This is a genomic window from Pseudomonas sp. Ps21-P2 (genome assembly GCF_039672565.1).
Classification (GTDB): Bacteria; Pseudomonadota; Gammaproteobacteria; order Pseudomonadales; family Pseudomonadaceae; genus Aquipseudomonas.
Window position 1 is genome coordinate 88,777 of record NZ_JBDFPL010000006.1, and the last position, 26,496, is coordinate 115,272.

21 protein-coding genes are annotated in these 26,496 nt (G+C 61.5%); 14 read left to right on the forward strand and 7 right to left on the reverse strand.

Annotated elements, in window-relative coordinates:
• Positions 1-80: 80 nt before the first annotated feature.
• Positions 81-2,297, reverse strand: a complete 2,217-nt coding sequence (locus ABEH28_RS16305; RefSeq protein WP_346630554.1) for a DNA internalization-related competence protein ComEC/Rec2 — start codon at positions 2,295-2,297, stop codon at positions 81-83.
• A 153-nt stretch (positions 2,298-2,450) separates the two neighbouring features.
• Here ABEH28_RS16305 and ABEH28_RS16310 point away from each other — a divergent pair, with 153 nt between their 5' ends.
• On the forward strand, positions 2,451-2,966 hold the full coding sequence (locus ABEH28_RS16310) for a DUF2062 domain-containing protein (RefSeq protein WP_346630555.1): 516 nt from the start codon (positions 2,451-2,453) through the stop codon (positions 2,964-2,966).
• Between the two features lie 171 nt (positions 2,967-3,137).
• On the opposite strand, the gene ABEH28_RS16315 is transcribed toward ABEH28_RS16310, so the two are convergent.
• From ABEH28_RS16315 to ABEH28_RS16325, 3 genes are all read right to left on the reverse strand, one after another.
• Positions 3,138-3,917: an ABC transporter permease gene (locus ABEH28_RS16315; protein ID WP_065993104.1), complete on the reverse strand. Its 780-nt coding sequence runs from the start codon at positions 3,915-3,917 to the stop codon at positions 3,138-3,140.
• Positions 3,914-4,846 (reverse strand): ABC transporter ATP-binding protein, encoded by a 933-nt coding sequence (locus ABEH28_RS16320; protein ID WP_346630556.1) that lies wholly within the window; start codon positions 4,844-4,846, stop codon positions 3,914-3,916. The genes ABEH28_RS16315 and ABEH28_RS16320 overlap by 4 nt, the downstream gene beginning before the upstream one ends.
• 219 nt (positions 4,847-5,065) lie before the next feature.
• Positions 5,066-5,689, reverse strand: coding sequence for a glutathione S-transferase (locus tag ABEH28_RS16325; RefSeq protein ID WP_346630557.1), 624 nt, complete (start codon positions 5,687-5,689; stop codon positions 5,066-5,068).
• A gap of 213 nt (positions 5,690-5,902) precedes the next feature.
• Here ABEH28_RS16325 and ABEH28_RS16330 point away from each other — a divergent pair, with 213 nt between their 5' ends.
• The 5 genes from ABEH28_RS16330 (at position 5,903) to ABEH28_RS16350 (ending at position 11,015) form a co-directional block, all read left to right on the forward strand.
• Positions 5,903-8,347: an acyl-CoA dehydrogenase gene (locus tag ABEH28_RS16330; protein ID WP_346630558.1), complete on the forward strand. Its 2,445-nt coding sequence runs from the start codon at positions 5,903-5,905 to the stop codon at positions 8,345-8,347.
• A gap of 198 nt (positions 8,348-8,545) precedes the next feature.
• On the forward strand, positions 8,546-8,749 hold the full coding sequence (locus ABEH28_RS16335; RefSeq protein WP_163022082.1) for a hypothetical protein: 204 nt from the start codon (positions 8,546-8,548) through the stop codon (positions 8,747-8,749).
• A 64-nt stretch (positions 8,750-8,813) separates the two neighbouring features.
• Positions 8,814-9,224, forward strand: a complete 411-nt coding sequence (locus ABEH28_RS16340; RefSeq protein WP_133776461.1) for a PA2817 family protein — start codon at positions 8,814-8,816, stop codon at positions 9,222-9,224.
• 292 nt (positions 9,225-9,516) lie between these two features.
• Positions 9,517-9,678, forward strand: coding sequence for a hypothetical protein (locus ABEH28_RS16345; RefSeq protein WP_346630559.1), 162 nt, complete (start codon positions 9,517-9,519; stop codon positions 9,676-9,678).
• A 248-nt stretch (positions 9,679-9,926) separates the two neighbouring features.
• Positions 9,927-11,015 (forward strand): LLM class flavin-dependent oxidoreductase, encoded by a 1,089-nt coding sequence (locus ABEH28_RS16350; protein ID WP_192172750.1) that lies wholly within the window; start codon positions 9,927-9,929, stop codon positions 11,013-11,015.
• A gap of 74 nt (positions 11,016-11,089) precedes the next feature.
• On the opposite strand, the gene ABEH28_RS16355 is transcribed toward ABEH28_RS16350, so the two are convergent.
• Positions 11,090-11,908 (reverse strand): class II aldolase/adducin family protein, encoded by an 819-nt coding sequence (locus tag ABEH28_RS16355; protein ID WP_192172751.1) that lies wholly within the window; start codon positions 11,906-11,908, stop codon positions 11,090-11,092.
• A gap of 531 nt (positions 11,909-12,439) precedes the next feature.
• Here ABEH28_RS16355 and ABEH28_RS16360 point away from each other — a divergent pair.
• The 3 genes from ABEH28_RS16360 to ABEH28_RS16370 are packed head-to-tail and all read left to right on the forward strand — an operon-like array spanning position 12,440 to position 16,645.
• The gene (locus ABEH28_RS16360) at positions 12,440-14,767 is read left to right on the forward strand and encodes a hypothetical protein (RefSeq protein ID WP_192172752.1); all 2,328 of its coding nucleotides are present in this window, start codon (positions 12,440-12,442) and stop codon (positions 14,765-14,767) included.
• Positions 14,758-15,978, forward strand: coding sequence for a hypothetical protein (locus ABEH28_RS16365; protein ID WP_346630560.1), 1,221 nt, complete (start codon positions 14,758-14,760; stop codon positions 15,976-15,978). Before ABEH28_RS16360 ends, ABEH28_RS16365 begins: the two co-directional genes overlap by 10 nt.
• A gap of 10 nt (positions 15,979-15,988) precedes the next feature.
• Entirely contained in the window at positions 15,989-16,645 is a 657-nt protein-coding gene (locus tag ABEH28_RS16370; RefSeq protein WP_192172754.1) for a DUF1266 domain-containing protein, read from the forward strand.
• 79 nt (positions 16,646-16,724) lie between these two features.
• On the opposite strand, the gene ABEH28_RS16375 is transcribed toward ABEH28_RS16370, so the two are convergent.
• Positions 16,725-17,630, reverse strand: a complete 906-nt coding sequence (locus tag ABEH28_RS16375) for a LysR family transcriptional regulator (protein WP_192172755.1) — start codon at positions 17,628-17,630, stop codon at positions 16,725-16,727.
• A 200-nt stretch (positions 17,631-17,830) separates the two neighbouring features.
• Between ABEH28_RS16375 and ABEH28_RS16380 the strand changes: the two genes are divergently transcribed.
• The 5 genes from ABEH28_RS16380 (at position 17,831) to ABEH28_RS16400 (ending at position 23,950) form a co-directional block, all read left to right on the forward strand.
• Positions 17,831-18,439 carry a cysteine dioxygenase gene (locus ABEH28_RS16380; RefSeq protein WP_346630561.1) on the forward strand — a complete coding sequence of 203 codons (609 nt, stop codon included), beginning with the start codon at positions 17,831-17,833 and terminating at the stop codon, positions 18,437-18,439.
• Positions 18,436-20,016, forward strand: coding sequence for a rhodanese-related sulfurtransferase (locus tag ABEH28_RS16385; RefSeq protein WP_346630562.1), 1,581 nt, complete (start codon positions 18,436-18,438; stop codon positions 20,014-20,016). The genes ABEH28_RS16380 and ABEH28_RS16385 overlap by 4 nt, the downstream gene beginning before the upstream one ends.
• A 332-nt stretch (positions 20,017-20,348) precedes the next feature.
• Positions 20,349-21,371, forward strand: coding sequence for an ABC transporter substrate-binding protein (locus tag ABEH28_RS16390; RefSeq protein ID WP_192172758.1), 1,023 nt, complete (start codon positions 20,349-20,351; stop codon positions 21,369-21,371).
• 24 nt (positions 21,372-21,395) lie between these two features.
• Positions 21,396-22,766, forward strand: coding sequence for an LLM class flavin-dependent oxidoreductase (locus ABEH28_RS16395; protein ID WP_346630563.1), 1,371 nt, complete (start codon positions 21,396-21,398; stop codon positions 22,764-22,766).
• Positions 22,763-23,950 (forward strand): acyl-CoA dehydrogenase family protein, encoded by a 1,188-nt coding sequence (locus tag ABEH28_RS16400; RefSeq protein ID WP_346630564.1) that lies wholly within the window; start codon positions 22,763-22,765, stop codon positions 23,948-23,950. Before ABEH28_RS16395 ends, ABEH28_RS16400 begins: the two co-directional genes overlap by 4 nt.
• A 234-nt stretch (positions 23,951-24,184) precedes the next feature.
• On the opposite strand, the gene ABEH28_RS16405 is transcribed toward ABEH28_RS16400, so the two are convergent.
• On the reverse strand, positions 24,185-26,473 hold the full coding sequence (locus ABEH28_RS16405) for a molybdopterin guanine dinucleotide-containing S/N-oxide reductase (RefSeq protein ID WP_346630565.1): 2,289 nt from the start codon (positions 26,471-26,473) through the stop codon (positions 24,185-24,187).
• Positions 26,474-26,496: the final 23 nt, after the last annotated feature.

Below are 26,496 nucleotides of genomic sequence, written 5' to 3' on the forward strand. Positions count from 1 at the left end.
ACCACCCCCTCAAAAAAAGTGGCGCCACTCTAACATAGCGTCGGCGCCTCGCCGAACGTGTCGATGAATAACCAGACCTTTCAGTCACGCCAGAAGCGTCGCGTCCTACGTTCGGCCATCGCCGTTTCGTAGGCGCCCAATTGCACGGTGATAGCGCCCAGCACAGCGCTGTCGTGAATCTCCATGCCCGACCATGCATACCGCGACATCACCAGAGGATGGGGATGACCGAACGCATTATTGCGGCCTCGGGAAATCAGCACGCCCCGGGCGCCGACCGCGCGCAGAAACGCCCGGGACGACGAGCTGCGGCTGCCGTGGTGGGGAGATTGCAGCCAGTGGGCGCTGACGTTGAAGCCATCGGCGAGCATCGCGCGCTCTGCCTCCACGTCGATATCACCGGTCAGCAACAGCCGCTCGCCGTTGGCCTCGACGCTGAGCACGCACGAGGCCTGATTGCCCTCGGCGGCCTGCTCCCAACTCCAGGTGGAAAAAGTCACCTCATCCCACGTCCATGTTTCCCCGTTACGGCAAGACTCGGCCGACAACTCGGCAGGCATGCGCCCTACGTCTCCCGCCAGCACTCTCGCAACGGGCACGCCTTTTAGAACGGCGGCGGCGCCACCGGCATGATCAGAATCGGCATGACTGAGCAGCAGCGTGTCCAGCTGCCTGACCCCGGCGCGCCGAATGGCCGGCAACACCACGCGCTCGCCGATATCGAAATCGCCGAAGCGCGGCCCCGCGTCGTACAGCAGGGCGTGATCACGGGTACGGAGCAATATGGCAAGACCCTGCCCTACGTCCAGTTGCAACACTTCGACTTGCCCGGCGGGCACTGTCTTCTGCGGCGGAAAGATGCACAGCAACAGTAACGGCCAGCCCAGCGGACGCATCGGCAGGCCTTTGGGCAGTAACAGCAGCAACGCGCCGAGCAGGCTGAGCGGCCAGACCCACACCGGCACGTGGGGCCCGGTCCAGGCAGGAGCGAGATCCGCCATGAACGAGAGCCATCGAAACAACCCGTCCATCGAACCGCCCCCCAGCCACAGCAGGCTTTCGCCAAGGGATGGAATCGCCAGCAGCAGCGTGCCGAGCAACGCCAGCGGCAGAATCAACAGGCTTACCCACGGCACGGCGAGCAGATTGACGACGGGGCCGCTCACGCTCACCGGCAGGTTCAGCGCCAGCAACACCGGCATCAGGCCAAGCGCAATCAGCCATTGTGCGCGGGTCCAGCTCTGCAGCCAGCTCCACCGCCCGAGTCGCCCGCTGAAGATCAGCATCAGGATCGCGACGGCCATAAACGACAGCCAAAAGCCGGGGCGCAGCGTGATCAACGGCTCGGCGATCAGCACCAGATTCAGCGCCAGCAAAAGCGGCCACGTGGTGCCCAGATGGCGGAACCGCAGACGCCACAGCAGCACCAGACCCAGCATGGTGACAGCCCGCTGCACCGGCACTTCAAACCCCGCCAGCACGCCATAGGCCAGCGCGCCCGAGAAGGCCGCGATGCACGCCGAGGGCAGCCAGGGCAAAAACGCCGGCCACGCGCCCCAACGGGCCAGCCCGGCGACGAGCCCGTACAGCAAACCGGCAAACAAGCCGATGTGCGTCCCGGAGATGACCAACAGGTGAACGGTGCCGGTGTCCTGCAGGACCTGCCAATCGGCGGTGCTCAGTCCTGAATCGTCCCCCAGCACCAAGGCGGCCAGCCCGCCCTGTCGGCCCTGGGCATCCACACTCAGCAGGCGCTGGCGGATGCCGTCGCGCCAATTGCCCCGGGCCGGTTCGAGCAACTGGCCGTCCACCACGGTGCCGGTGGCGCCAATGCGCTGGGCCAGCAGCCATGCCTGGTAATCGAACGCGCCGGGATTGATCAGCCCGCCCGGCCGCTTGAGTTTGACCGCCAGACGCCAGCGCTCGCCGCTGCTGACCGGCGGGCCGCCGTACCAGCCGATGCGGATCTGCTCGGGCAACCGCGCGCGTCGTGAAACGGGATTATCCAGCTGAAACCGCACCACGCCGTCGACTGTCTGCGGCAGCCCGACCACACGCCCTTCCAGCCAGAGCGTCTGCCCATCGAGGCGCTCGGCCAGTCGGTCATCCAGCGCCGACGTCGCCGAGACGCAAGCCCAAGTGAGGCCGAACAGGTAAAACGCCAGCGGGTAAGTGCGAAACGGCAGCAGCATCAGCGCCACCACGGGCATCGCCAGCAGCAACCAGACCGGCGGTAGTACTGGCAAAAAACGTAGCGTCAGCAATCCGAGTGCAAGCGCGAGCATCCCCGTGCGCATGAGGCTTTCCTTGTCTGCAGGCTAAATCAACCTCCATGGCTTAGCTGATGCCCCGGCCTGCGCGCTTATTAGTTGTCACAAAATCTGAATTTGCGTTTGCGACTATCCGTGCATACTTCCCCGAATTTCCCGCCCACCTCGCCGGATTCCCGTATGCCACGCCACCTGATCAAGCGGTACATGCCCGATCCGAACAGCATCCGGGAACACAAATCCTTACGCTTTCTTGGCTCTCTTCTGCACGACCCCAACCTCTGGCACCTCAATCGACGCTCCGTGGCGCGCGCGATGGGGATCGGGCTGTTCGCCGCCTTGATGCCGATGCCATTGCAGATGCTGCTGGCCGCCGTGCTGGCGATCTGGGTTCGGGCCAACATGCCGATTGCGGTGAGTCTGTGCTGGCTGACCAACCCGCTAACGATGCCGCCGGTGTTTTATTGCACCTACAAAATCGGTGCGCTGCTCATGGGCTTGCCGCCACGGCATTTCCCGGACGAACTGAGCTGGGACTGGATCAGCGGGCAGCTTTCCACCTTGTGGCAGCCGTTTTTGCTGGGATCGGTGGTGGCGGGGATCGTGCTGGGCGTGGCGGGGTATTTCGGGACGATGGCGTACTGGCGCTGGTGGGTCGGACGGCAGTGGAGGGCGCGCAAGGCTAAACGTCAGTAGCGCCAACGCCGCCAATCCGGTGGGAGCGAGCTTGCTCGCGAAGAGGTCAGTACATCCGCTACCCATTCAGCGCGTGTAATGGAGTCTTCGCGAGCAAGCTCGCTCCCACATAAGAATGCGGCGGACTCATGATCGAGTCCGCCGCTATTTCACAAGATCGTCCTAAATCTGTTACTGACGCATCCCGCGTCCGCTCACCAGGAGTCGCGCGCAGCCCAGGTACAGCACGATGGTCGCAACGACCATGAACGCCAGGGCGATGCTGATCTTGATGTCCGACACCCCGAGGATGCCGAAGCGGAAGGCGTTGACCATGTGCAGCACCGGGTTGGCCAGCGACACGGTTTGCCAGAACGGCGGCAGCAGGTTAATCGAATAGAACACCCCGCCCAGGTAGGTCAACGGCGTCAGCACGAAGGTCGGGATGATCGAGATATCATCGAAGTTGCGCGCAAACACGGCGTTGATAAAGCCCAGCAGCGAGAAGATCGTCGCGGTCAGCAGCACCACAATGATGGTGATGCCCAGGTGATGCACCTGCAGGTCGGTGAAGAACATCGACAGCATCGTGACGATCACCCCCACCGCCAGCCCGCGCAGTACACCACCTATGGTGTAGCCGATCAGAATGGTGTGGGGCGACACCGGCGAGACCATCAGCTCTTCGACCGAACGCTGGAACTTGGCGCCGAAGAAGCTCGAGACGACGTTGCCGTAGGAGTTGGTGATCACCGACATCATGATCAGGCCGGGCACGATGTACTGCATGTAGGTGAAGCCACCCATGTCGCCGATCTGCCGACCGATCAGGTTGCCGAAGATCACGAAGTACAGAACCATGGTGATCGCCGGCGGCAGCAGGGTCTGCGGCCAGATCCGCATGAAGCGCCGGACCTCACGGTAAACGATGGTGTTCAGGGCGATCAGGTTGGGACGCAGCTCCGAGCTCATATCGCCACCTTCGCCAGATTCTTCTCGACCAGACCCACGAACAACTCCTCAAGGCGGTTGGTTTTATTGCGCAGACTCAGCACCTGAATGTTCTGCAGCGACAGCTGGCTGAACAGCGACGTGATGCCGATGGTCTTGTCGACCTGCACCTCAAGCGTCTGGCTATCCACCCGTTTCACCGGATAGCCGTTGAGTTGAGGCGCGGCCTGTAGCGGATCGCGCAGGTCGAGCAGGAAGGTCTCGACGTGCAGCTTGTTGAGCAGGGTCTTCATGCTGGTGTTTTCGATGATCGTGCCGTGATCGATGATGCCGATGTTGCGGCACAGCTGCTCAGCCTCCTCCAGATAATGCGTGGTGAGGATGATGGTGATGCCCTTCTCGTTCAGCTCGGTGAGGAAGGTCCACATCGAACGGCGCAGCTCGATATCAACGCCGGCAGTAGGCTCGTCGAGGATCAACAAACGCGGCTCGTGAATCAGCGCGCGGGCAATCATCAGTCGGCGTTTCATGCCGCCGGACAACGAACGTGACGGCGAGTCGCGCTTGTCCCACAACCCAAGCTGGGTCAGGTACTGCTCGGCGCGCTCTTTGGCGATCTTCGGCGGAATGCCGTAATAACCCGCCTGAGTCACGACGATATCGAAAGTCTTCTCGAACTGATTGAAATTGAATTCCTGCGGCACCACGCCGATCGAGCGCTTGAGTTGCGCCGGATGGCTATCGAGGTCGTGGCCGAAGATGTTCACCGTGCCGCTGGTTTTGTTGACCAGGGTCGAGATGATCCCGATGGTGGTGGATTTGCCGGCGCCGTTGGGGCCGAGCAATGCGAAGAAATCACCCTCGGCGACGTCCAGATCAATGCCCTTGAGGGCCTGGAAACCGTTGCCGTAGGTCTTGGTTAGCTGCCGGATGGACAGAGCTGAACTCATGACTGAACACACACCAATAAAAAATGAAAAGGGAAGATAAACGAATACGAACGTGCAGTTGCCGGGCTCACAGGGGCGCTGACATTTACCGTGCTGCGCAGCTGGAATATCAGGCGCAACACAAGGCTACAAACGCAGTGGCCGCAATGTTGCGTGCCGATGCCGCCCAAGTACAGCGACATCGATTGATAGTCAGTATTAACTCGACACGGGCTGAACTCAGGTCAGCGCGGTCATGACGGCCTTTCGATACGCCGGACGCTGTTGCAAACGCTCGTACCAGGCTTTGAGGTGGGGCAGCTCGCGACGTTCAATCGGCATTTCGAACCAGGGATAAGCGAAGCAGCCGAGGGGAATGTCGCCCACGCCGAATTCGTCGCCTGAGAGGTACGGCTGATGCGCCAGTGCTGCGTCGACGATGACCAGCAGGCGCTCGACTTCAGCTTTGGCCGCGTTGATCTGCGTCCAGTCCTGTTTGTCGGCCGGCGTGCGTACTACGCCCCAGAACACCGGGCGGAAAGGGCCGGCCAGCGTCGACGTAGTCCAGTCCATCCACTTCTCCGCCTGAGCGCGCGCCTTGGGGCCGGCGGGATAGAAAGCAGAATCCGGCGCGTATTGAGCCGCCAGATAACGGACGATGGTGTTGGATTCCCACAGCACGAACTCGCCGTCTTCAATCATCGGCACCACACCATTGGGGTTCTTCGCCAGGTACTCGGGCTGATCGTTGACACCAAAGGCGCCGCCGGCATTCAGCGACTCGTATTCCAGTCCCAGTTCCTCGGCGATCCACAATGCCTTGCGCACATTGGACGAGTTCTTGCGGCCCCAGATCTTCAACATGTTGTCATTCTCCGTGTGGTCAACGAGCGATGAGTGGCGTTTGCGGCGGGCCACAGTCTACTCCGGGATGCGGGTGTTCGAGCCACAACTTCCTGTGCATCGGCCAGCCCCCGAACTCCCTTGGTAGCCCGGGGTCACTATCGAAGCGCGGGCCAGAGCGGTCGACTGCGCAGCCGGTTGCGCTTATCGCACCGTCATCATGGAGGGCTGTTTATGTTGTTGCTGTGGATCGTAGTGTTGGTGGTCGGCGTGGCCTGGCTGGCCCATCGGCGAGTTGCGCCCTTCCCCGCCCTGGGCATCGTCGCGGTGTACCTGCTGGCGATGGGCGCGTTCAGCCATGCCCACGGCTGGATGATCATCCCGTGGGTGTTGTGGATTGGCGTCGCGTTGATGCTGGCGCTGCCGGACCTGCGCCGCAAACACTTCAGTGCGCCGATGTTCTCGTGGTTTCAGAAAGTGCTGCCGCCGATGTCCGCCACCGAGCGTGACGCCATCGACGCCGGCACGGTGTGGTGGGATGGAGAGCTGTTCAGCGGACGTCCGGACTGGAACACCCTGCTCAGCTACCCGAAAAGCAAGCTGACCGATGAAGAGCAGGCGTTCCTCGACGGCCCGACCGAAGCACTGTGTGCCATGGTCAGCGACTGGGAGATCGGTCAGGCCATGGACCTGCCGCATGAAGCCTGGGCGCATATAAAGGAGCACGGTTTCTTCGCGCTGATCATTCCCAAGGAATACGGCGGTAAAGGCTTCTCGGCCTACGCCCACTCGCAAGTGGCGATGAAGTTGGCGACCCGCAGCGGCGATCTGGCCTCCACCGTGATGGTGCCTAACTCACTGGGCCCGGCGGAACTGCTGCTGCATTACGGCACCGACGAGCAGCGCAACCACTATTTGCCGCGCCTGGCGCGAGGCGACGAGATCCCGTGCTTCGCACTGACCGGCCCGCTGGCCGGCTCCGACGCAGGGGCGATGCCTGACACCGGGATCATCTGCAAGGGCCAGTGGGAAGGTGAGGAAGTCATTGGTCTGCGCCTGAATTGGGAAAAGCGCTACATCACCCTCGGTCCCGTCGCCACCCTGCTCGGCCTCGCGTTCAAGGCCTACGACCCTGAGCATTTGCTCGGTGACGAGACAGACCTGGGCATCAGCCTGGCGCTGATTCCAACCGACACCGCCGGTGTGGAAATCGGTCGCCGTCATGTGCCACTGGGCGCAGCGTTCATGAACGGCCCGAACTCCGGCAAGGACGTGTTCATTCCGCTGGAATACCTGATCGGCGGCCAGGACATGCTTGGCAAAGGCTGGATGATGCTGATGAATTGTCTGTCGGTCGGCCGTTCGATTTCCCTGCCGGCGGTCGGCACCGGCGCTGCGAAGTTCACCAGCCTCGTTACCGGGCAGTACACCCAAGTGCGCGAGCAGTTCAACGTACCGCTGGCAGCGTTCGAAGGGATTCAGGAATCCCTCGCGCGCATCGGTGGCAACGCGTGGTTGATGGACAGCGCGCGCATTCTGACCGCCAACGCGGTGGACCTGGGCGAGAAGCCTTCGGTGCTGTCGGCGATTCTGAAATATCACCTGACCGAGCGTGGCCGCGAGTGCATCACCCACGCGATGGATGTGCACGGCGGCAAGGGCATCATCATGGGCCCGAACAACTACCTCGGTCGCTCATGGCAAGGCGCGCCGATCTTCATCACCGTGGAAGGCGCGAACATTCTCTCGCGCAACCTGATGATCTTCGGTCAGGGCGCTATTCGCTGCCATCCGTTCGTGCTGAAGGAAATGGCCCTCGCCGGCCGTAAGGATCACGATCGGGCGGTCGTGGAATTCGACGGCCTGCTCATGCAGCACATTGGCTTCGCCGTGCGCAACGCGGCCAGCACGCTGGTGCTGAATCTGGGGCTGGGGCATTTCGAAAGCGTGCCGGGGGATCGCCTGAGCCAGCGTTATTTCCGCGCGCTGAACCGGCAGGCTGCTGCGTTCGCAATGTTGGCGGACCTGAGCATGATGCTGCTGGGCGGCGAGCTGAAACGCCGCGAGCGTCTGTCGGCGCGTCTTGGCGATGTGCTGAGCCACATGTACCTGGCGTCCGCCGCGCTCAAGCGTTACCACGATCTGGATTATCCCGAAGCGCTGGCGCCGCTGTTTTGCTGGTCCATGGAAGAAGCGCTGGGCGAGTCCGAGCGTGCGCTGGATGAGCTGCTGAGCAATTTCCCGAACCGCATCCTCGGCGGGTTGCTGCGGGTGATCGTGTTCCCGTTCGGCCGTCGCCACAAAGGGCCATCGGACAGGCTCGATGCCCAGGTCGCGGAGATCCTCGGCCGCGCCAAGGGAGACCCGGCGTTGGAATCGGTGCTTGCCGGTTGCTATCGCCCGACCGACGCAGAGGATCCGGTCGGCGCGTTGCAGCACGCCAGCGACTTGCTCGACGGCGCCAAGGCGATCCGCAGCAAACTTCATCACGCGGTGAAAAGCGGCCAGGTCAAACCGACGGGTGGCGAGCATCTGATCGACGCCGCGCTCAACGCAGGCGTGCTGCAGGCGGCGGAAGCGGAAACCTTGCGCGCTGCAGAGGCGGCGCGACGCAAGGTGATCGATGTGGATGATTTCGACAAGGAAGCGCTGGTCGCCACTGAAGGCAAAACCCGCTAACAACGACGTACCCTGTAGGAGTGAGCTTGCTCGCGATTGCGGTGGGTCAGCAACATGCACCTTAGCTGACACGCCGTCATCCGCGAGCATGGGAATCGCTCCTGCAGTTGCTGCCCACGACTTACGTCTACATACACCGCTCTAGCGAATTGTCCTACACTCCTTGGTAACAACAAGAAAAACCCAAGGGGACGCATCATGATTAACCAACGCCTGACTCATCGCTGCCTGCTCTCTGAAATTGCCTCCGGGGAGGATCTTTACAGAGGCAAGCCGACACAAACCCTGCAAACCCTGCTGATGATGGGCTTCGTCACTCGTCTGCCCAGTCCTGACCGTACCTATGCTCATCTCGCGCTTACCGAAGCAGGCCATCGGTATCTGGCCGGGTTGTGGCATTGAGATAGCCGCAGGCGGCGGGGGCCTCTATACTCCTGCGCCTGTTTTTGTCTCTGAGGGCTTCATCATGGCCGACGCCAATCTCGACCACATCATGAATCTGCTGTTGCATTTGCGCGGCATCCTGGTCGCGCTGGGAGAGGCCGAGCAGGTCCCCGAAGAAAGTCATGCGCTGTTTCTGGAGCGTTACGATGAGTTGCTGACGCTGTTGCCGGCTGATCCGATCGAGAGTCAGTATCTGGGGCAGGATTTGTTGTGTCAGGTGATTCAGCGCTATCCGCAGATTGCTCATTTGGTGCCGCGGGATTTGTTGTGGTTTTTCGCGGGCGATTGTCTGCATTTCATGCCGGACGATGAGATTGATTTGTATACGGCGCTGGAGGAGCGTCGGTTTGAGGCGATGGAGAACGAGGAGCCGTTCGACTGGAATCAGGAGAAGCAGTTGTTGGCGATGTCGCAGTCTGAGTCCAAGCATTGATCTGAGGTTATCCGGATCAAGATCAACATCAAGAGCGTCCGCCTGGGGGCGGACTGTTTCGCCTTCGGCGAGTTACTTGATAAAGCCCCAAGTAACCAAGGGCTTGTGCTCCTGGTTGGGCCCTTCCTTCGTCAGGGTTCCTTCACTCCGGTCTCGCTCCGTGGGCCCGCGCCGAACGGACATCCATGTCCTGACGGCGCTCTCGCCGCATCCATGCGGCTCGGCCCACTCCGCGAAACCTGCGTTCAGCCTGCACCCAAGTCGCGTTTTGCGGTGTCTGGACATTCTGCGTATGAAGATCAAGATCAAGATCAAGATCAACGGCGGATCAAAGGCTTCCCGGCTGATGCAGGTCCTACGGGGGGCGCCGCCGGTCCTTATGACTGCGCGCATTTGTGGGACCGGCTTTAGCCGGGAAGAGGCCGGTATGGGCAATTGCAAGTTCGCCGCCTAACGCTTCGATCCTTCCCACGCTCTGCGTGGGAAGGCATCCTGTGACGCTCCGCGTCACTCTGAGCTTGGCAGTTATCCTTCTACCTTATAAAAGATTCCCTGATCTTACCTGCCCGCTAAATGCATATTTTTTATAATTAGCTTAGCGCCAAATCGAATTTCACAGACCCTCGACTTCCCCCTATGTTGCTGACTCGCACCCGCGCCCTCCCCTTGGTGCAGGTTGTTCCATCAGCACGAGGAATTGTCATGAGCGTCGAGTTCATCGGTTATATCGCGACCCAACCCGGATCGGAGATTCATCCGCGCAGCGGGCCGGCGGTCCAGCCTGAGTATGTGGAGAAAGTCGCCCGTGCCCATGAAGAGGCGGGCTTTGATCGTGCACTGGTTGCCTACCATTCCAACAGCCCGGACAGTGCGTTCGTCGCGTCTTACGCGGCCAGCGTCACGACAACATTGAAGTTTCTCGTCGCACACCGTCCGGGTTTTATCTCACCCACCGTCGCCGCTCGGCAATTCGCCACGCTGGATGTGTTCACTGGCGGGCGGATTGCGGTGCACATCATTACAGGCGGCGATGATCAAGAGCTGCGAGCGGACGGCAGTTTTATTGGCAAGGATGAGCGTTACGCGCGCACGGACGAGTACCTCGGCGTGGTGCGCCAGGAATGGACGGCCGACAAGCCGTTCGATCACCACGGTAATTATTACCAGTTCGAGGGCGCTCATTCGTTGGTCAAGTCGCCGCAGCAGCCGCATATTCCGCTGTATTTCGGGGGTGCCTCGCGGGCTGCGCTGGAAGTTGCCGGTAAGCATGCCGATGTCTATGCGCTGTGGGGCGAGACCTACGAGCAAGTCAGGGACATCGTCAAACAGGTGCGGGCTGAAGCCGCAAAACACGGCCGGACGGTACGTTTCAGCCTGTCGTTGCGGCCGATTCTGGCGGAGACGGAGGAAAAGGCCTGGGCGCGTGCGGACAATATTCTTGAGCGGGCGAAGGTACTGGCCCAAGCGTCCGGCTTTGAGCGACGCGAACCGCCGAATGAAGGCTCGCGGCGTTTGCTGGAAGCCGCGGCCCAAGGTGCGCGTCTGGACAAACGCTTGTGGACCGGCATTGCCGGACTGCTCGGCGCGAAAGGCAATTCCACCGCGTTGGTGGGTACCGCAGAGCAAGTGGCCGAGGCGCTGCTGGATTATTACGACTTGGGAATCACGACGTTCCTGATTCGCGGTTTTGATCCGCTGGAAGACGCAATCGATTACGGCAAAAAACTGATCCCGCTGACACGGGAATTGGTCGCGCGGCGTGAGCAGGAGAAGAACGAGAAAGTGGCGTAATCGCCGCCTGCGCGGCAGGCCTCCTCAACACCCCATGCCAGGCGCGCCGCGTAACGGCGCGCCTGGATTCGACATCACGCCTGATAATCCGTCCCGTGCCGATCCAGTTCGCGGATCAGCGCGTTCCAGTGCCGTGTCACGCCCGGACCCGTGCCGCTTTTCAGGACTTTGGCCTGTTCTTCCACTTTCCTGACCACTTCCTCGGGCGGGAAGATCAATTCGGCATTGCCCGCCGCCTGCGCCGCGATCTGAATGTTGCACGCGTATTCGAGGTTGTGGAGCTGCTGAAACGCGTGCTCGACACTCACCCCTGCCGTGAGCAGACCGTGGTTGCGCAGGATCATCACGCTCTTGTCGCCCAGGTCTGCCACCAGGCGTTCACGCTCGCCGAGGTCCTGCGCGATGCCTTCGTAACCATGGTACGCCACGCGCCCGGAGAACCCGAGGGAATGCTGGGAGATCAGCAACAGCCCGTTCTTCTGCGCAGAGACGGCAATCCCGTCGCGGGTGTGGGTGTGCAGCACCGCCTGTAAATCAGGGCGCGCGGCATGGATGGCGCTGTGGATAACGTAGCCGGCGTTGTTGATGCCCAGGCCGGTCGGGTCATCGACGAGGGTGCCGTCGATGTCGACCTTGACCAGATTGGACGCGGTGATCTCGTCGAACAGCAAGCCAAAGGCGTTGATCAGGAAGTGCTCATCAGGCCCCGGCACGCGCGCGGAAAAATGCGTGTAGATGTGGTCGGTCCAGCGTTTCAGGGCGGCGATCCGGTAAGCCGCCGCCAGTTTCACCCGCACCTCCCACTCTTCCGGGCTGACCCGATCACGCACGCTGCCGGCGTTGACGGCGGTGCTGACGCTGGACTGAACAGGTAAAGAACTGACGTTGCTCATGCATGACTCCCTGGTGGTCTGGTTCAGACGTAATCGGGGAAGCCTATGCGCTGAGCAAACCATTTAGAAATCACATTTTCTTCTAAGCTAATTATCAGTATTTTTTATTATCAGCCTGAGCTTTCCATCAGGCGGCGTCGGCTGACAATCAGACCTATCAGCTGCATTGATGCCGTCAGACTGCCTACCGCAATATTTACTGACAGTTCTTCGCCCCTCTTTCAACCGCGTCTAAATCGTCTCATACCGGTGGAGACCAGCAGCAGCAATCGCCCAGAAGCAGCCATTTGCAGGCGATGCCGCCTCAAGTGCGATGCACAGCGTCTACCCGCTGATTGCTCCGCAACTACTGGACTCCGCCCCGCCCAAGTCTTGGTTTTTCAAACCTCCACTGGTAGCGTGCCGCGCCTCGCGGTATCGCCCGCTCCCCTTTCGTCATCGTTTCCGATACGGGGACTCGCCGCCCCCTACTCAAGGACGCTGCGCGTTATGCATATGGCGATGCACGGTCATTAGCAAATGGAGTTAACAATGACGCAAAACAGCACCGTGCTGTCCGGCATCCCGCTGGATCAATTTATGGACCGTGTTGAGGTCGAGCATCAAGAACACGGCGCCGACTTTTTACTGGGCCAGTTGCGCGCACAGCCGCTGAAGGCGATCTCGCTGGAATCGATCACCCGTCTGCACGTTTTGTGGGTTAACGCCGGTGACGCTGAAGCAGCCAGAGCGGTGCTTACCGACGACGGCCAAGCTTTGATCGAGGTTACGCCTGACGATGCGCGCAACGAACTCAAATTCAACCTGCTGCTCTACCAACTGCGACTAGGCAACTATTTGAAAGACGAGCAGGGCCTGCTGCAGGCGTTGGACAGCCTGCAGCAACTGACCAAGGAACCGCTGCCGTTCGACATCGAGCGGTACTGGCGCCACCACATCTTCGAAGATCTGCAGCACACAACGCTCGATGTGGCGCTCCGGGCCATCGAAGTGAGCCACACCCTGTCACTGATCAATCCCTGCCGTCACACTTTGCGGGCTTGGGACGATGCCGATCAATACCGGCGCCGGGCCAGGGTACTGGCCGCCCATGACCGTAACGAAGAGGCGCGTGAAACCGCGCTATCGGCAGTTGCCGCTTTGCGCACAGCCAAAGAAGATCAGGATGTCGACGTTAACGACTGGCTGTGGCTGGGCGATTCGCTGATCGAAATCGTGCCGTTGCGCCTGGCGATGTTTGAGCAACCTGTGATGCGACTGATCGCAGAGTTGGCACTGCCCCAACGTCGGGAATATGAAGTGCGGCTGGCGCGTTTGGCCGCCCGGTCACTGCACGCCCAAGGCGATCTGGCAGGGGCGTTGAAAATCTGTGAAGTGGCGACGCTGAGCTTAGGGGCCGACGGCGGTGACAACTTCGTTGATTTCCATTTGCCTTGGCTGCTTGAGGACGGCCAGATCGAAGAGGCCGGGCAACGTGCGTTCGTGGAAATTTATGAAATGCGCGACGAAATGTGGCCGGGCACGGCTGCTTGGGTACACGATCGCCTGCTCGATGCCGAGGATGCATCCGCATGGTGGCCGTTGTGCGTGATGCGTGCCTGTGACGATCAAGCGGTGCTGGAGCGGTTCATTTCCGGCCTGCCGTCGCGTGACGAGTCGATGCCGACCTTGGGGCCGCTGCTTGATGCCATGCATGCCAAAGGCCACGAGCTTGGTCAGATCGACAACGTCTTCACCGAGGCCCTTGCTGAAGCCAGGCGCCGCTCGCCAAACCACCCGTGGATCAATCGCCTGTTGGCGGTGCGGGAACGCATTGCCGGACGAATTGACGCCAACACTGAACTTGCCATGCTCCGCGAGGCAGTCCCCGCCGGCAATATGCAGGACAACCGCAGCGCCTTCAGCCTGCTTAGCGCCCACGCGAGTGTGTTCGGCATTATCAATGCCCTGCGCCAACCTTTACCTCCACTGGCCGGTGGTATGTACTACTACCGGTTTGCGGTCCACACCGAGGGTCTGGTCGAAACGCACGTCGAGCAACTCTCGAGCGATGAGGCAGACCAAGCCTGGGCGCTGCTGAGCCAAGTACAAAAGGCTGCCTACGAACACGGCCAGGCTCGAATGGAGCAATGTTTCTCCAGCGGCCGCGGGCACCGCTTCGATGCCTGTGCGCACCTGTACTCAATGCTGTGCAACAACTTGGCAAATAACTACCGGCGCTACAACGACCAACGCATGTATGAGCAGGCCATTGAGCTGCATTCCCGAGGCATCGCCGCCAGCTCGTTCGCAGAACATTATCAGGGCATCCTCGAAAACCGAATTCTGCTGGAGGACAACGAGGGCATCGCCGACGCTGCCGAACACCTTTGGCACTACGCAGCCGACTATGGCTACAGCCGCCACGACCCTGAAGAATACCTACTGGGCGTCACCCGTGCCCTGCACCGCCTGGACCGCAACCGCGAAATATTGATCTGGCTGGAGCGTATCCTCCAATGGCAGGAAGAGCGCGGCGTACGCGACCAAGATTTGGAGTACTCGGAGCTGTTCGTAAGGACGAAAATCGCCTTGTACTTGTCGTTCAGTTTGCCGGAGGCGGCCACCAGCTTGTGGCTACGCTACGCACCGCACATTAACGAACGCGACGAGGCATCCCTCCTGGGCTGCGCCGGAGAAGTACTTGAAGGGCTTGGCCGCAAGGAAGAAGCTTTGGCGTATTACCAGCGCTCCATCCTGCAAAGTGACCCGAACAACGCGGCCGACCAGCACAATATCGAAATTTTCCGCCAGAGCATCGCCGAGCTGGAGGCTGCTGGAACACCAGACTGCAAGACCTGGTGGCAGATATGGCGGTGAAACCGCAAGCGCGACAATCCGGTTACGCCTCGCGCAACGCACTCAATGCTGATCAGCTCAAGCGCGGGATTGCTGAACGCAGCAAGGCCCGTGGTGATGCGCCAGAGGTGGGCAAATGGTTGCTCAATCATTATTACCGTCATCTGGTTGGCAATTTCGAACCCGCGCGGCGGATCCTGACCCTGGAGCAGGCTGCCGAAGCACTGGGCGCCGAGCCGCCCTCATGGGTGCCAAGGCATTTGAGCGACGCCGGCAAAAATTCGCAGCAGACACCCGCGCCGCTGGTTTGGGTCGATCCGCATCAAGCGCCACTGCTGGCTCAAGAGGCCTTGCTGGTGGAGTTCCTGACCTCTCGCCAGGGCACGGCGCTGGCCGGTAAGCTCGACCGCATCAACTGCCCGCAGGCGCTGGCGCTGTGGCAAAAAGAACATGCGCAAATGGCGGAGCGGGTCGAGCTAGGCTGGCGCAAGAGCAACCCCGAGGCATTGCTCGCTCGGGTGACCACCGCTGAGCACGTATTACAGGAGCTGCGTCCCGAGAGCCCCTCGCTGCGCGCGGAAATGGCCTTTGAAAGCTACGTGATGCGCCACTGCCTGGGCCAGTTCGCTGATCGTCGTGCCTTGACCGGCGGCTACGGCGAGCGCTACGCAGAAGCGCTGGAGCAGCGGCGCATGCGCGTGTTCAGTTTCCGCGACAGCCAGGGCCAGCCACACATCACCATCAGCCTGATCGTTCAGGCCGACGGCACCTTGACCGTCGAGCAGGTCAAGGGCAAGCAGAACCGGCCACCGGTCGAGCGTTATTACCAGGACTTGCTGCAGTGTCTGAATGCCCTCGGCACCGACCAGCAGACGCCCGACGACTGCATTGCAATCGGCATCGTGCGCACCGAAGTCGGTTGGCAGCGAATCGAAACCGTCAGCGACCCGGCCGCTCAGAGTCGTCTGGTAGCCTGTTATCCGCAACTGTACGACTGCCTAGATGCGCCCTCGGCCATGGTCGAATGGCTGGTGGCCGGACGTCAGCCACAGCAGTTCCTGCAGACTGCCCCGCACGCGGCTTCGGTCAAGTACGCCACTCGCCACATATTCTGCGAACGCGTTGAGCTTTCGTCTGATGCCCCGCTGTACCTGACCGAAGATGTGCAGTGGCCTGATATGACCTCGCCGCTGGCCGGAGAAATCCAAGCATGGCAGGCTCGGGCAAGATAAGGAGAACGGCATGTTTTTAAGTATCGCAGCGGTTGTTTCAGGCTGGTTGTTGTGGCGAACATTCAGGGCGAGGGGCGGCGCATCGTTATTCAGCCCGCGCAAGCACTGGTCGCTACTGTTAGCCAGGCCCATGGCTGACGCAATGGAAATCGAGGGCTTCTACTCGCCAGCATGCGATCCCTTCACCGAGCAAGCGCGGACGACCGTGCGCGCAGCGTTGCTCTACCAAGCCGGAATACGCAGCAATTTCAATGACGAGGCGGTGCGGAAGCACTTCAGTGCGACGCTCGAACAGCAATGGTACAGCCTCGACCTGCAGGCGCTGACGGCCGAAGATGAACCCCGTGCAGCCATGGCTTTTGCCTGCGCGCGGGTGGCGTTTCTGGTCCGCTGTGCATTGCTGATGCGCTGGCTCGAACCCGAACTTGCCTGGCGTGTCCTGCTGCTGAACGCACAGCGGGCGCAGGACTGCTTCGACAGTTGGGCAGATTTCGGTAGCGCCTATAAGCTGGGGCGCGAGCAGTGGGTTGCAACGTTTCGCGTCGATTCGCTGGGCGAAGCGTTCCACGAGCAGCATCTGCGCCAGTTGCTGGCAGCCGGCAGCGGTGCTTGGGCCGATATTCACTGGCAAACGCCTGCGGCGTTGAATCCAGTTTTGGCCGAGTAACGCCTGTGCTACGGCGAGGACTTTTCCTGGTAGTCAAAACGGTGTCTTGGTCAGACCGTCCACCACCACGTCACTGCCCTCAAGCCGCATCCCGCTCCTGCTTCAGCGATTGCGCCACCAGACTGCCGAAGGACGCCACCGGCGCCTGCAGATTGCCGAGGAAGCGTGGGTAGATCAGCCACAAATCCATCACCGGTTTGAAATCCTTGAGCGGCATGACCGCCAGTGAATCGCGGTGGACGCTGCGTTCCAGCAGCGGACGCGGCACCAGACCCAGGCCCATGCCATCGGCAACCAGCCCCAGTTGCAGCTCGGTGCCGAAGGTTTCCAGATTGACCTTCAGGCTTAACCCCTGATCAGCCAGCGTGCGTTGCAGCCCGGCGCGGAAACCGCAGCCGTCGGGGTTGAGCACCCAGCCCAGCTCGTAGCAGTCCGCCAGCTTCACCGGCTTTTTCGGCAGCGCGCTCCTGGCGCACACCACCACCAGCTCCATCTTGCCGATGGACTCGCCGACGATGCCTTCAGGGAAGATCTTCCCGGCCGGGAACAGCGCCGCGGCCGCGTCCAGTTCGCCATTCTCGATTTTTCCGATCAGGTGGCTGCCCCAGCCAGTGATCACTTGGGCGCGCAGGTCGGGAAATTGCCCGCGCAGGTGTTTCAACGCATCCAGCAGCACGACGTCGCCGATGGTTTGCGGCACCCCCAGCCTGAGCAAACCGCTGGGCGGCGTGTCGCTGGCGACGAGTTCACGCAGAGAGTCCATTTCCCGCAGGATCGCCAGACACTTCTGATACACCTGCGTGCCCATTGGCGTCGGCTTGAGCGGCTTGGTATTACGGTCAAACAACTCAACGCCCAGCGCCTGCTCGAAATTCTGCACGCGGCGCGTGATGGCGGGTTGGGTCAGGTCGAGGGATTCAGCGGCATGGCTGATCGACTGGCAGCGAATGACCGCTACGAAAGCATCGATGTCATCAATTTTCATTCGGATCGCACATGGAATAAGAGAAACAAGATAGGCAAAAATCATAATGGCTATCGAAGGCGCTGGATAGCCTCACAACGCCCGGCACCCTGCGAATCGGTTATCAACGACTTTTTGGTTATAACCTAATCATCAATAAATAGCATATTAGCCAGGCGCATTATGCTTATATTAAGCATCCCCTTCCGACCGGAGCCGATATGACTCACATCCGACACCCTGAACGACTCAGGGCCTTTATCGGCGCGTTGGCCGAGCTGATCGATAGCAACCCGGGGGAAGGCGACCTGCTCTCCCGGGGTGGCAAGCTGCTGGGGCAACTGGTCAATCATGACGACTGGCTGCCGGATGAGTTCGCCGTGCCTGATCCGGCGCGCTATCAACAGTTTCTGTTGCACGCCGACTCACGGCAGCGGTTCTCGGTCGTCAGCTTCGTGTGGGGGCCGGGCCAGAGCACGCCGATTCATGATCATCGCGTCTGGGGCTTGATCGGCATGCTGCGCGGCGCCGAGTATTCCCAGGGGTTCGCCCGCAGCGCCGATGGCCGACTCGAACAGGAAGGCCCGGCGATCCGCCTGGAGCCCGGTCATGTCGAGGCACTATCGCCGCGCAGCAACGACATTCATCAGGTCAGCAACGCCTTCGACGATCAGGTGTCGATCAGTATTCATGTCTACGGCGCCAACATCGGCGCCGTGAAGCGCGCTGTTTACCAGCCCGATGGCAGCGAAAAACTGTTCATCTCCGGCTATTCCAACGCCTTTCTCCCGAACATCTGGGATCTGTCCAAAGAGAACCAAGCCCAATGAGCCACCACACCCGTTCCTACGCCGACATCCGCCAAGCCCTTCTAGCCCATGAGGAGGTCGCGCTGGTCGATGTCCGCGAAGAAGCCCCGTTCGCCGAAGCTCACCCGCTGTTCGCCGCCAACATCCCGTTGTCGAAACTGGAGCTGGAGGTGCTCGCGCGCGTCCCACGTCGCGACACCGCTGTCACCGTTTATGACAACGGCGAAGGTCTGGCCGAACGCGCCTTGAAGCGTCTTCAGGAACTGGGTTACAGCGACGTCAAGCTGCTTGAAGGCGGGTTGCAGGGCTGGCGCAACGCTGGCGGCGAGGTGTTCATTGACGTCAACGTGCCGAGCAAGGCGTTCGGCGAACTGGTGGAGCATCATCGCCACACGCCGTCTTTGGCCGCAGAAGAGGTCAAGCAGTTGCTCGACGCCGAGGCCGACGTGGTGGTGCTGGATGCGCGGCGGTTCGATGAATATCAGACCATGAGCATTCCCACCGGCGTCAGTGTGCCCGGTGCCGAACTGGTGCTGCGTGCCCGTGAGCTGGCGCCCGATCCCAACACCCGGATCATCGTCAATTGCGCCGGCCGTACGCGCAGCATCATCGGCACCCAGTCGCTGGTCAACGCGGGCCTGCCCAACCCGATTTCCGCCCTGCGCAATGGCACCATCGGCTGGCTGCTGGCCGGGCAGACCTTGGATCACGGGCAATCCCGGCGCTTCCCGCAAGTCAGCGACGCGACCTGGGAAGTCGCTCGGGCGGATGCGCGCAACGTGGCGGACAAAGCACGAGTGAAACGCGGCAGCCGCGCGGAGCTGCCGGTCTGGCAGGCAGAAACGACTCGCACGACGTACCTGTTCGATGTGCGCACGCCGGAAGAATTCGAAGCCGGTCACGTGCCGGGTGCGCGTTCGACGCCGGGCGGCCAACTGGTGCAGGAGACTGACCATTACGCCAGTGTGCGCGGCGCACGAATTGTCTTGCTCGACGACGACGGCGTGCGCGCGAACATGTCGGCTTCATGGCTCGCACAGCTCGGCTGGGAGGTGTTCGTGGTGGACGACCTGGGCCCTGAGGATTTCAGCGAAAAAGGCGGCTGGAACGCGCCGAACCCGCCCTCGCGGCAGGTCGAGGAGATCAGCGCCGAAACACTGCGCCAGTGGCGCGAACAGGGTGGCGTGGCGGTGCTGGATTTCACCGCCAGCGCCAACTACGTCAAGCAGCATATTCCGGGTGCCTGGTGGACGCTGCGAGCCGACCTTGCCAGCGCGCTGCAGAACATTCCGGTCGCCGAGCGTTACGTGCTGACCTGTGGCAGCAGCAAACTGGCGCGCCTGGCTGTGTCTGAGGTCGAAGCGCTAACGGGCAAGCCGGTGTTTGTGCTCAAGGACGGCACCGCCAGTTGGGTCGCGGCGGGGTTAGAGCTTGAGCACGGCGAAAGCCATCTGGCCTCCTCGCGCATTGATCGCTATCGCCGGCCTTATGAAGGCACGGATGCGCCGCGTGAGGCGATGCAGGCGTATCTGGATTGGGAGTACGGATTGGTCGAGCAATTGGGCCGCGACGGGACCCACGGGTTTTATGTGATCTGAGCCGCCGCTTGACGGCTGGCCCCCGTCGCGCGGACGACGCCAGCCGCTGTGGGAGTGAGCGTGCTCGCGAAGATGGCGTTCCAGCCGCTCAATATTCAGCGCGTGTGCCCGCCACCTCGTGGACAACCGCTCCTGCACAAAATGCATTGCCCCAAAAAATTGTTATGCATTAATCTAATAATTAGGATCTGCATCATCACACAAATACATAATTAGCATATAACCAAAAGATACTTCTATTCCGTTTCTTATAGGCATAAGGTCAATTCCCTTGCCGACCCCTTCTCCAGGCGGAGGCCAAGAATCCACTTCCACGCCTGGAGACACGCATCATGTCCGCCCCTTTCACTCCCCTGCTTCGCGTCCGACACGTGATACTCGGCGCACTGCTCGCCTTGTCATTCAGCCAAATCACGCAGGCCGCCGAGCCACTCCAGCCGCTGCTCGTCGCTAACCAGAAGTCCGCGCTGAAGGTGCTGCTGGAGGTGTCCGGCGAGCTGAAGGACGTGCCCTACGAGATCAAGTTCTCCGAATTCCCTTCGGCGTCGCCATTGGGCGAAGCCCTGAACGCAGGGGCCGTCGACGTTGGCGCACTGGGCGATGCGCCATATGTGTTTGCGCTGGGCGCGGGTGCCGCGTTGAAGGTCATCAGCATCACCCATGTCAGTGGCCGCTACACCACCGCATTGATCGTGCGCAACGACTCGCCGATCAAGTCGGTTGCCGACCTCAAGGGCAAGCGCATCGTCACCGGACGCGGCTCCATCGGCCATTACCTGGCCATCCGCGCGCTGAACGAAGCGGGCCTGAAGACCAGCGACGTGAATTTCGTCTACCTGCTGCCCAGCGAGTCGCGGCTGATCCTCGACAACGGCGATGCTGACGCCTGGGCCACCTGGGCGCCCTACACCACCGTCGCCACGCAGAACGGCGCGCGCATTCTGCCCAACGGCCCGGACTTGCTGACCAATCATTCCTACCTCGCTGCGACCAGCAAGGCTATCGCCGACAAGCGCGTGCAACTGGACGACTTCGTGGTGCGCCTCGACCGCGCCTACCGCTGGGCCAACGCCCATCCTGCCGAATACGCCGCCGCCCAGACCAAGGTCACCGGGCTGCCATTGGCCGTGCATCTGGCGGTCAACCAAGACACCAAAATGGAACGCGTGAGCATCGATGACGGCGTCATCAAGGGCCTGCAGAACACGGCGGACATCTACCAGCGCGAAGGCATCCTTAACAAGCACGTCGACGTGTCCCACGGCTTCGATGCGGATTTCAACGCCATCCGCCTGGCCGCCGAGCAATCAGCCGAGCAAGCCGCCCACCAGAACAATCCCCAAGCTGCGCGCTAAGCGCTCGACTCAGGAGCACACATCATGAGCAAGCCTCGTCAACTCAAATTCGGTGCAATGGTCCATGGCGTGGGCCACGGTTGGGGCGAGTGGCGCCACCCGGACGCACAGGCCGACGCCAGCACCAACTTCGACTGGTATAAAGGCCAGGCCCGACTGGCTGAAGACGCGAAATTCGACTTCGTGTTCATCGCCGACAGCCTGCACATCCACGAGAACTCCAGCCCGCACTACCTCAACCGTTTCGAGCCACTGACCATTCTCTCGGCGCTGGCGGCGACGACATCAACGATCGGCCTGGTGGCGACTGTGACCGTCAGCTACACCGAACCCTTTCAAGTGGCGCGGCAGATCTCTTCCCTGGACCACATCAGCGGCGGCCGCGCCGGCTGGAACGTCGTCACCTCATGGCTCAGCGGCACCGCCGAAAACTTCAGCAAGAGCGAGCATCCGCCCCACGCCGTGCGCTATCGCATTGCCAGGGAGCACGTGTCGGCGGTCAAAGGGCTGTGGGATTCCTGGGAGGACGACGCCTTCACCCGCAACAAGCAGACGGGTGCGTTTTTCGACCGCAGCAAGCTGCACGCCTTGAACCATGCGGGCGACTTTTTTCAGGTCAAAGGCCCGCTGAACATCGCCCGCTCACGCCAGGGTCAGCCGGTGCTGTTTCAAGCAGGGACTTCCGAGGACGGGCGCAACTTCGCTGCAGAGTATTCCGATGCGATTTTCGTCCACGCCGAGTCCCTGGAAGAGACTCAAGCGTATTACGCCGACCTCAAGCGCCGCGCGGTCGGCTTTGGGCGCAACCCGGATGACCTGTCGATTTTGCCGGGCATTCGCCCGATCGTGGGGCGCGACGCCGAAGAGGTTGAGCAGCGTTATCAGCAAGCGGTGGAACTGGTGAGCATCGAAGACGCCATCGTCGCGCTGGGCCGGCCGTTCAACGATCACGACTTCCGCCAATACCCGCTGGATGCGGCGTTTCCGGACCTGGGCGATCTGGGCGCCAACAGCCAGAAAGGCGGTTCGGATCGGATCAAGCAGCAGGCCAGGGAGCAGAACCTGACCCTGCGTCAGGTTGCGCTGGATTTCTCCCGCCCCCGCCGCGAGTTCGTCGGCACGCCCGAACAGGTCGCCGACCAGATTCAGCACTGGTTCGAGAACGGCGCCAGTGATGGCTTCATCATCAATTCGCTGTTGCCTGATGGGCTGAAATACTTCACCGAGTTGGTGATTCCGGTCCTGCAGCAACGCGGCCTGCAACGCAGTGATTACACCGGCTCGACCCTGCGCGAACACTTTGGTCTGGAGTTTCCCGTTAATCGTCATACCGCCGCGCGGCTGGCAGCGGCTGCGAAGGTCACGGACGCTGAAAAATCGCAGGTCCCGGCATGAGCGCAGGATTGAATCGGCAACCTGATGCTTCAGCAGATGCCGAGACCGAGGCGGCCTTTGTGGGGCGTTTGCAGGGGATCACCGAGCGGCTGGCCGAGACCGCGCAGCACTACGATGAAACGGCTGACTTCCCACACGAGAACTTCCGTTTGCTGCACGAGCAAGGTCTGCTCGGGCTGACGGTCGAAGGCGCGCTGGGGGGCGGCGATGCGGATCTTAAGCGGGCACAGCAAGTGATCAGCGCGGTGGCGCGCGGCGAGCCTTCCACTGCGCTGATTCTGGTGATGCAGTACATCCAGCACGCACGCATTCGGGAAGTCAAAAACTGGCCCGAGCATTTATACCGACAGGTGGCGCTGGACGCGGTGCATAAAGGTGCGCTGATCAACTCGCTGCGGGTCGAGCCGGACTTGGGCTCGCCTTCTCGCGGCGGGCTGCCGGCGACGATTGCGCGCAGGACGGCGGAAGGCTGGCGGATCAGCGGACGGAAGATTTACTCGACGGGGAGCCGCGGCCTGACCTGGTTCAACGTCTGGGCCCGCAGCGATGACGCCGATCCGATGGTCGGGGTGTGGCTGGTGCGCAAGGACAGCCCGGGCGTGAGCATCGTCGAGGACTGGGATCATTTGGGCATGCGCGCGACCTCCAGCCACGAGGTGATTTTCGACGACGTGCTGGTGCCGCTGGATCATGGGGTCAACACCAGCCCGGCGAGTTCGCCGCAGCCTGAATTGGATGCAACAGGATTGCTGTGGATGTCGGTGTTGTTGTCGTCGGTGTACGACGGCATTGCGCAATCGGCGCGGGACTGGCTGGTGAATTTTCTGGAGCAGCGCACGCCGTCCAACCTGGGGGCCTCGCTGTCGACGCTGCCGCGCTTTCAAGAAGTACTCGGCCACATCGACACCTTGTTGTTCGCCAACCGGACGTTGCTGGAATCGGCGACTCATGGGCTGACGCCGGCCAGTCATGGGGCGCAAATCAAATACCTGGTGACCAGCAACGCCATTCGCGCGGTTGAACTGGCCATTGAAGCCACCGGCAACCCCGGCCTGTCGCGCAGCAACCCGCTGCAACGCCATTATCGCAACGTCGTCTGCGGCCGAGTGCACACGCCACAGAATGACGTGGTGCTGCAGGGGGTGGGCAAGGCCGTGTTTGCCGGGCGAGCAGTCAGGCAGTAAGTAGCACCGCATTCCACGGTAGGACCGGCTTCAGCCGGGAAGGCGCCAGTGTGAACACCCCAAATCTTGCAGCGTGACACCCGACGCATTCCCGGCTAAAGCCAGTCCTACCGGGTGTACGCATTGTTTTTAGTGGGACCGGCTTCAGCCGGGAAGAGGCCAGTTGCGACACCCTCAATCTTGCAGCGTCATGTCCAACGTCTTCCCGGCTAAAGCCAGTCCTACGTTCGCCGATCAAGCCAGCATTTCAGGCGGCTCGAACGCGGTGATCGGCGGTACTTCGCCGTGCCACTTTTCAACGTCAACCGTCACTGTCTGCGCCGAGCAGCCCTGAGACAGACTCGAAGACCCAATGTCTTCAGTCAGCACATTCGGGTTGCCGTGCTTCTCCAGGCTGTTCGGCTGACCCTTCACCAGCGGATCAAACCAGGCCCCCGTGGCGATCTGTACCACGCCCGGGCGAATGTCGTCGGACACAATCACCCCGGCCAGAAAAGCACCTCGATCGTTGAACACCCTGACCACATCCCCCTCGGCAATCCCGCGCGCCAAGGCGTCCTGCCGGTTGATCGTCAACGGCTCCCGCCCCTGAATTTTCGAGGCCTGGCTGTAAGCCCCGTGGTCATACTGACTGTGCAGGCGCGTCTTCGGCTGGTTCGACAGTAGATGCAGGGGGAGTGGCTGGGTGGGCTTGTCCAGCCACACGGGATGGCCGGGGCAGTCGGCATAGCCAAAGCCTGCGATCGTCTCACTGAAAATCTCGATCCTGCCCGACGGCGTCTGCAGCGAATTCCCCTGGGGATCCTCCCGAAAGGCCTTGAGCAGCACAGTATCGTCTGCCGGGTAATCCACTTCGAACACGCCCTCGCGCCAGAACTTGTCAAAATCCGGCAGCTCGATGGCAAAGCTTCCGGCACGTGGTCGCGACTCTTCATACAGCAAGCGCAGCCATTGCCCGGCATCACGGCCCTCAGTAAACACCTGCTCGCAGTCCAGCCGACGGGACAGCTCGGCGAAGATCGCATAATCGTCCCGCGCCTCCCCCACCGGCTCGATCACCTTGTGCATGGCGATCATGAAGCGGTCGGACGCAGCGCTACCAATGTCGTCACGCTCCAGCGCAGTGGTCGCAGGCAGCACAATGTCCGCGTGTTTGGCCTGAGCGGTCCAGAACTGCTCGTGAACGATGATGGTTTCCGGACGCTGCCAGCCCTGCAGCAGTCGATTGATGTCCTGGTGGTGATGGAAAATGTTGCCGCCGGCCCAGTACACCAGTCGGACGTCCGGGTAGTGATAACGCTTGCCGTTGTAATCGAACGCCTCGCCGGGATTGAGCAGCATGTCGGTGACCCGCGCCACCGGAATGAAATCCTTGACCGGGTTCACGCCCTGGGAAAAGCGCGGCCCGGAAAACGCCTTGCGCCCGCTGCCGGTGTTGTTCATGCAGCCATAACCCAGCCCGAAGCCGCCGCCGGGCAGACCGATCTGCCCCAGCATCGCCGCCAACGTCACGGTCATCCAGAACGGTTGCTCGCCAAACTGTGCCCGCTGCAGCGAATAGGCGACGTTGATCGTCGTGCGCTTGCCCGCCATCTCCCGCGCCAGGCTGACGATCCGTTGCGCCGGAATATCCGTCAGCGCTGCCGCCCACTCCGGCGTCTTCGCCACGCCATCTACCGCGCCGAGCACATATTCGATGAAGCGCTCATGCCCCACCGTATAACGACGCAGAAAATCTACGTTGTGCAGTCCTTCGTCCACCAGCACCCAGCACAGCGCCATCATCAGCGCAGTGTCGGTGCCGGGCCGCACGGCGAGCCACTCATTGCGCTGCGGTCCGGTTAAATCATCACGCAGTGGGCTGACATTGACGAACTGCACGCCGGCATCCGACATCCTGCGAATGCCGTTGCTGACCAGATGATCGCTGGCACCGCCGGGGCTGCATTGCGCGTTCTTCAACGGCAACCCGCCAAACGCGACGAACAGCTCGCAATGCTCCGCCAGATTCTGCCAGGAGGTGTGCGCTGCGAGCAGCCAGTCCATGTTGCCGACGATGTGCGGCATCAACACCCGGCCCGCGCCGAGGCTGTAACTGTCAACGCTGTAGACGTAGCCGCCGCAGCTGTTGAGGAAACGGTGCAACTGGCTTTGCGCATGATGAAACCGCCCCGCGCTGCCCCAGCCGTAACTGCCGCCGAATATCGCTTTGTTGCCATGCTCACTCTTTACCCGCGACAACTCGGTGGCGACCAGATCCAGCGCAACATCCCACGGCACCTCGACGAAGGCTTCGTGGCCGCGCAAGTGCGGGTTGCGCAGGGCCGGATGATCGTCGAAACGCTCGAGAAAACTGCGGCGCACGGCCGGCCGACGGATACGCGTGGCCGAGTCGATTGCCCCGGGAATAGACGAACCAATCGGCGAAGGGTCCGCGTCCCACTCCACCGGATCCATGGCCTGAAGCCGTCCGTCAACAACCCGCGGACGGTAAGCGCCCCAATGCAACGAGGTGAAACTCATGGGTCAATGCTCCAGCAAGTGGG

Excerpts from the sequence above, each read along its gene's own strand:
- ABEH28_RS16305 (WP_346630554.1), bottom strand. The coding sequence starts at position 2,297 with ATGCGCACGGGGATGCTCGCGCTTGCACTCGGATTGCTGACGCTACGT.
- ABEH28_RS16310 (WP_346630555.1), top strand. The coding sequence starts at position 2,451 with ATGCCACGCCACCTGATCAAGCGGTACATGCCCGATCCGAACAGCATC.
- ABEH28_RS16315 (WP_065993104.1), bottom strand. The coding sequence starts at position 3,917 with ATGAGCTCGGAGCTGCGTCCCAACCTGATCGCCCTGAACACCATCGTT.
- ABEH28_RS16320 (WP_346630556.1), bottom strand. The coding sequence starts at position 4,846 with ATGAGTTCAGCTCTGTCCATCCGGCAGCTAACCAAGACCTACGGCAAC.
- ABEH28_RS16325 (WP_346630557.1), bottom strand. The coding sequence starts at position 5,689 with ATGTTGAAGATCTGGGGCCGCAAGAACTCGTCCAATGTGCGCAAGGCA.
- ABEH28_RS16330 (WP_346630558.1), top strand. The coding sequence starts at position 5,903 with ATGTTGTTGCTGTGGATCGTAGTGTTGGTGGTCGGCGTGGCCTGGCTG.
- ABEH28_RS16335 (WP_163022082.1), top strand. The coding sequence starts at position 8,546 with ATGATTAACCAACGCCTGACTCATCGCTGCCTGCTCTCTGAAATTGCC.
- ABEH28_RS16340 (WP_133776461.1), top strand. The coding sequence starts at position 8,814 with ATGGCCGACGCCAATCTCGACCACATCATGAATCTGCTGTTGCATTTG.
- ABEH28_RS16345 (WP_346630559.1), top strand. The coding sequence starts at position 9,517 with ATGAAGATCAAGATCAAGATCAAGATCAACGGCGGATCAAAGGCTTCC.
- ABEH28_RS16350 (WP_192172750.1), top strand. The coding sequence starts at position 9,927 with ATGAGCGTCGAGTTCATCGGTTATATCGCGACCCAACCCGGATCGGAG.
- ABEH28_RS16355 (WP_192172751.1), bottom strand. The coding sequence starts at position 11,908 with ATGAGCAACGTCAGTTCTTTACCTGTTCAGTCCAGCGTCAGCACCGCC.
- ABEH28_RS16360 (WP_192172752.1), top strand. The coding sequence starts at position 12,440 with ATGACGCAAAACAGCACCGTGCTGTCCGGCATCCCGCTGGATCAATTT.
- ABEH28_RS16365 (WP_346630560.1), top strand. The coding sequence starts at position 14,758 with ATGGCGGTGAAACCGCAAGCGCGACAATCCGGTTACGCCTCGCGCAAC.
- ABEH28_RS16370 (WP_192172754.1), top strand. The coding sequence starts at position 15,989 with ATGTTTTTAAGTATCGCAGCGGTTGTTTCAGGCTGGTTGTTGTGGCGA.
- ABEH28_RS16375 (WP_192172755.1), bottom strand. The coding sequence starts at position 17,630 with ATGAAAATTGATGACATCGATGCTTTCGTAGCGGTCATTCGCTGCCAG.
- ABEH28_RS16380 (WP_346630561.1), top strand. The coding sequence starts at position 17,831 with ATGACTCACATCCGACACCCTGAACGACTCAGGGCCTTTATCGGCGCG.
- ABEH28_RS16385 (WP_346630562.1), top strand. The coding sequence starts at position 18,436 with ATGAGCCACCACACCCGTTCCTACGCCGACATCCGCCAAGCCCTTCTA.
- ABEH28_RS16390 (WP_192172758.1), top strand. The coding sequence starts at position 20,349 with ATGTCCGCCCCTTTCACTCCCCTGCTTCGCGTCCGACACGTGATACTC.
- ABEH28_RS16395 (WP_346630563.1), top strand. The coding sequence starts at position 21,396 with ATGAGCAAGCCTCGTCAACTCAAATTCGGTGCAATGGTCCATGGCGTG.
- ABEH28_RS16400 (WP_346630564.1), top strand. The coding sequence starts at position 22,763 with ATGAGCGCAGGATTGAATCGGCAACCTGATGCTTCAGCAGATGCCGAG.
- ABEH28_RS16405 (WP_346630565.1), bottom strand. The coding sequence starts at position 26,473 with ATGAGTTTCACCTCGTTGCATTGGGGCGCTTACCGTCCGCGGGTTGTT.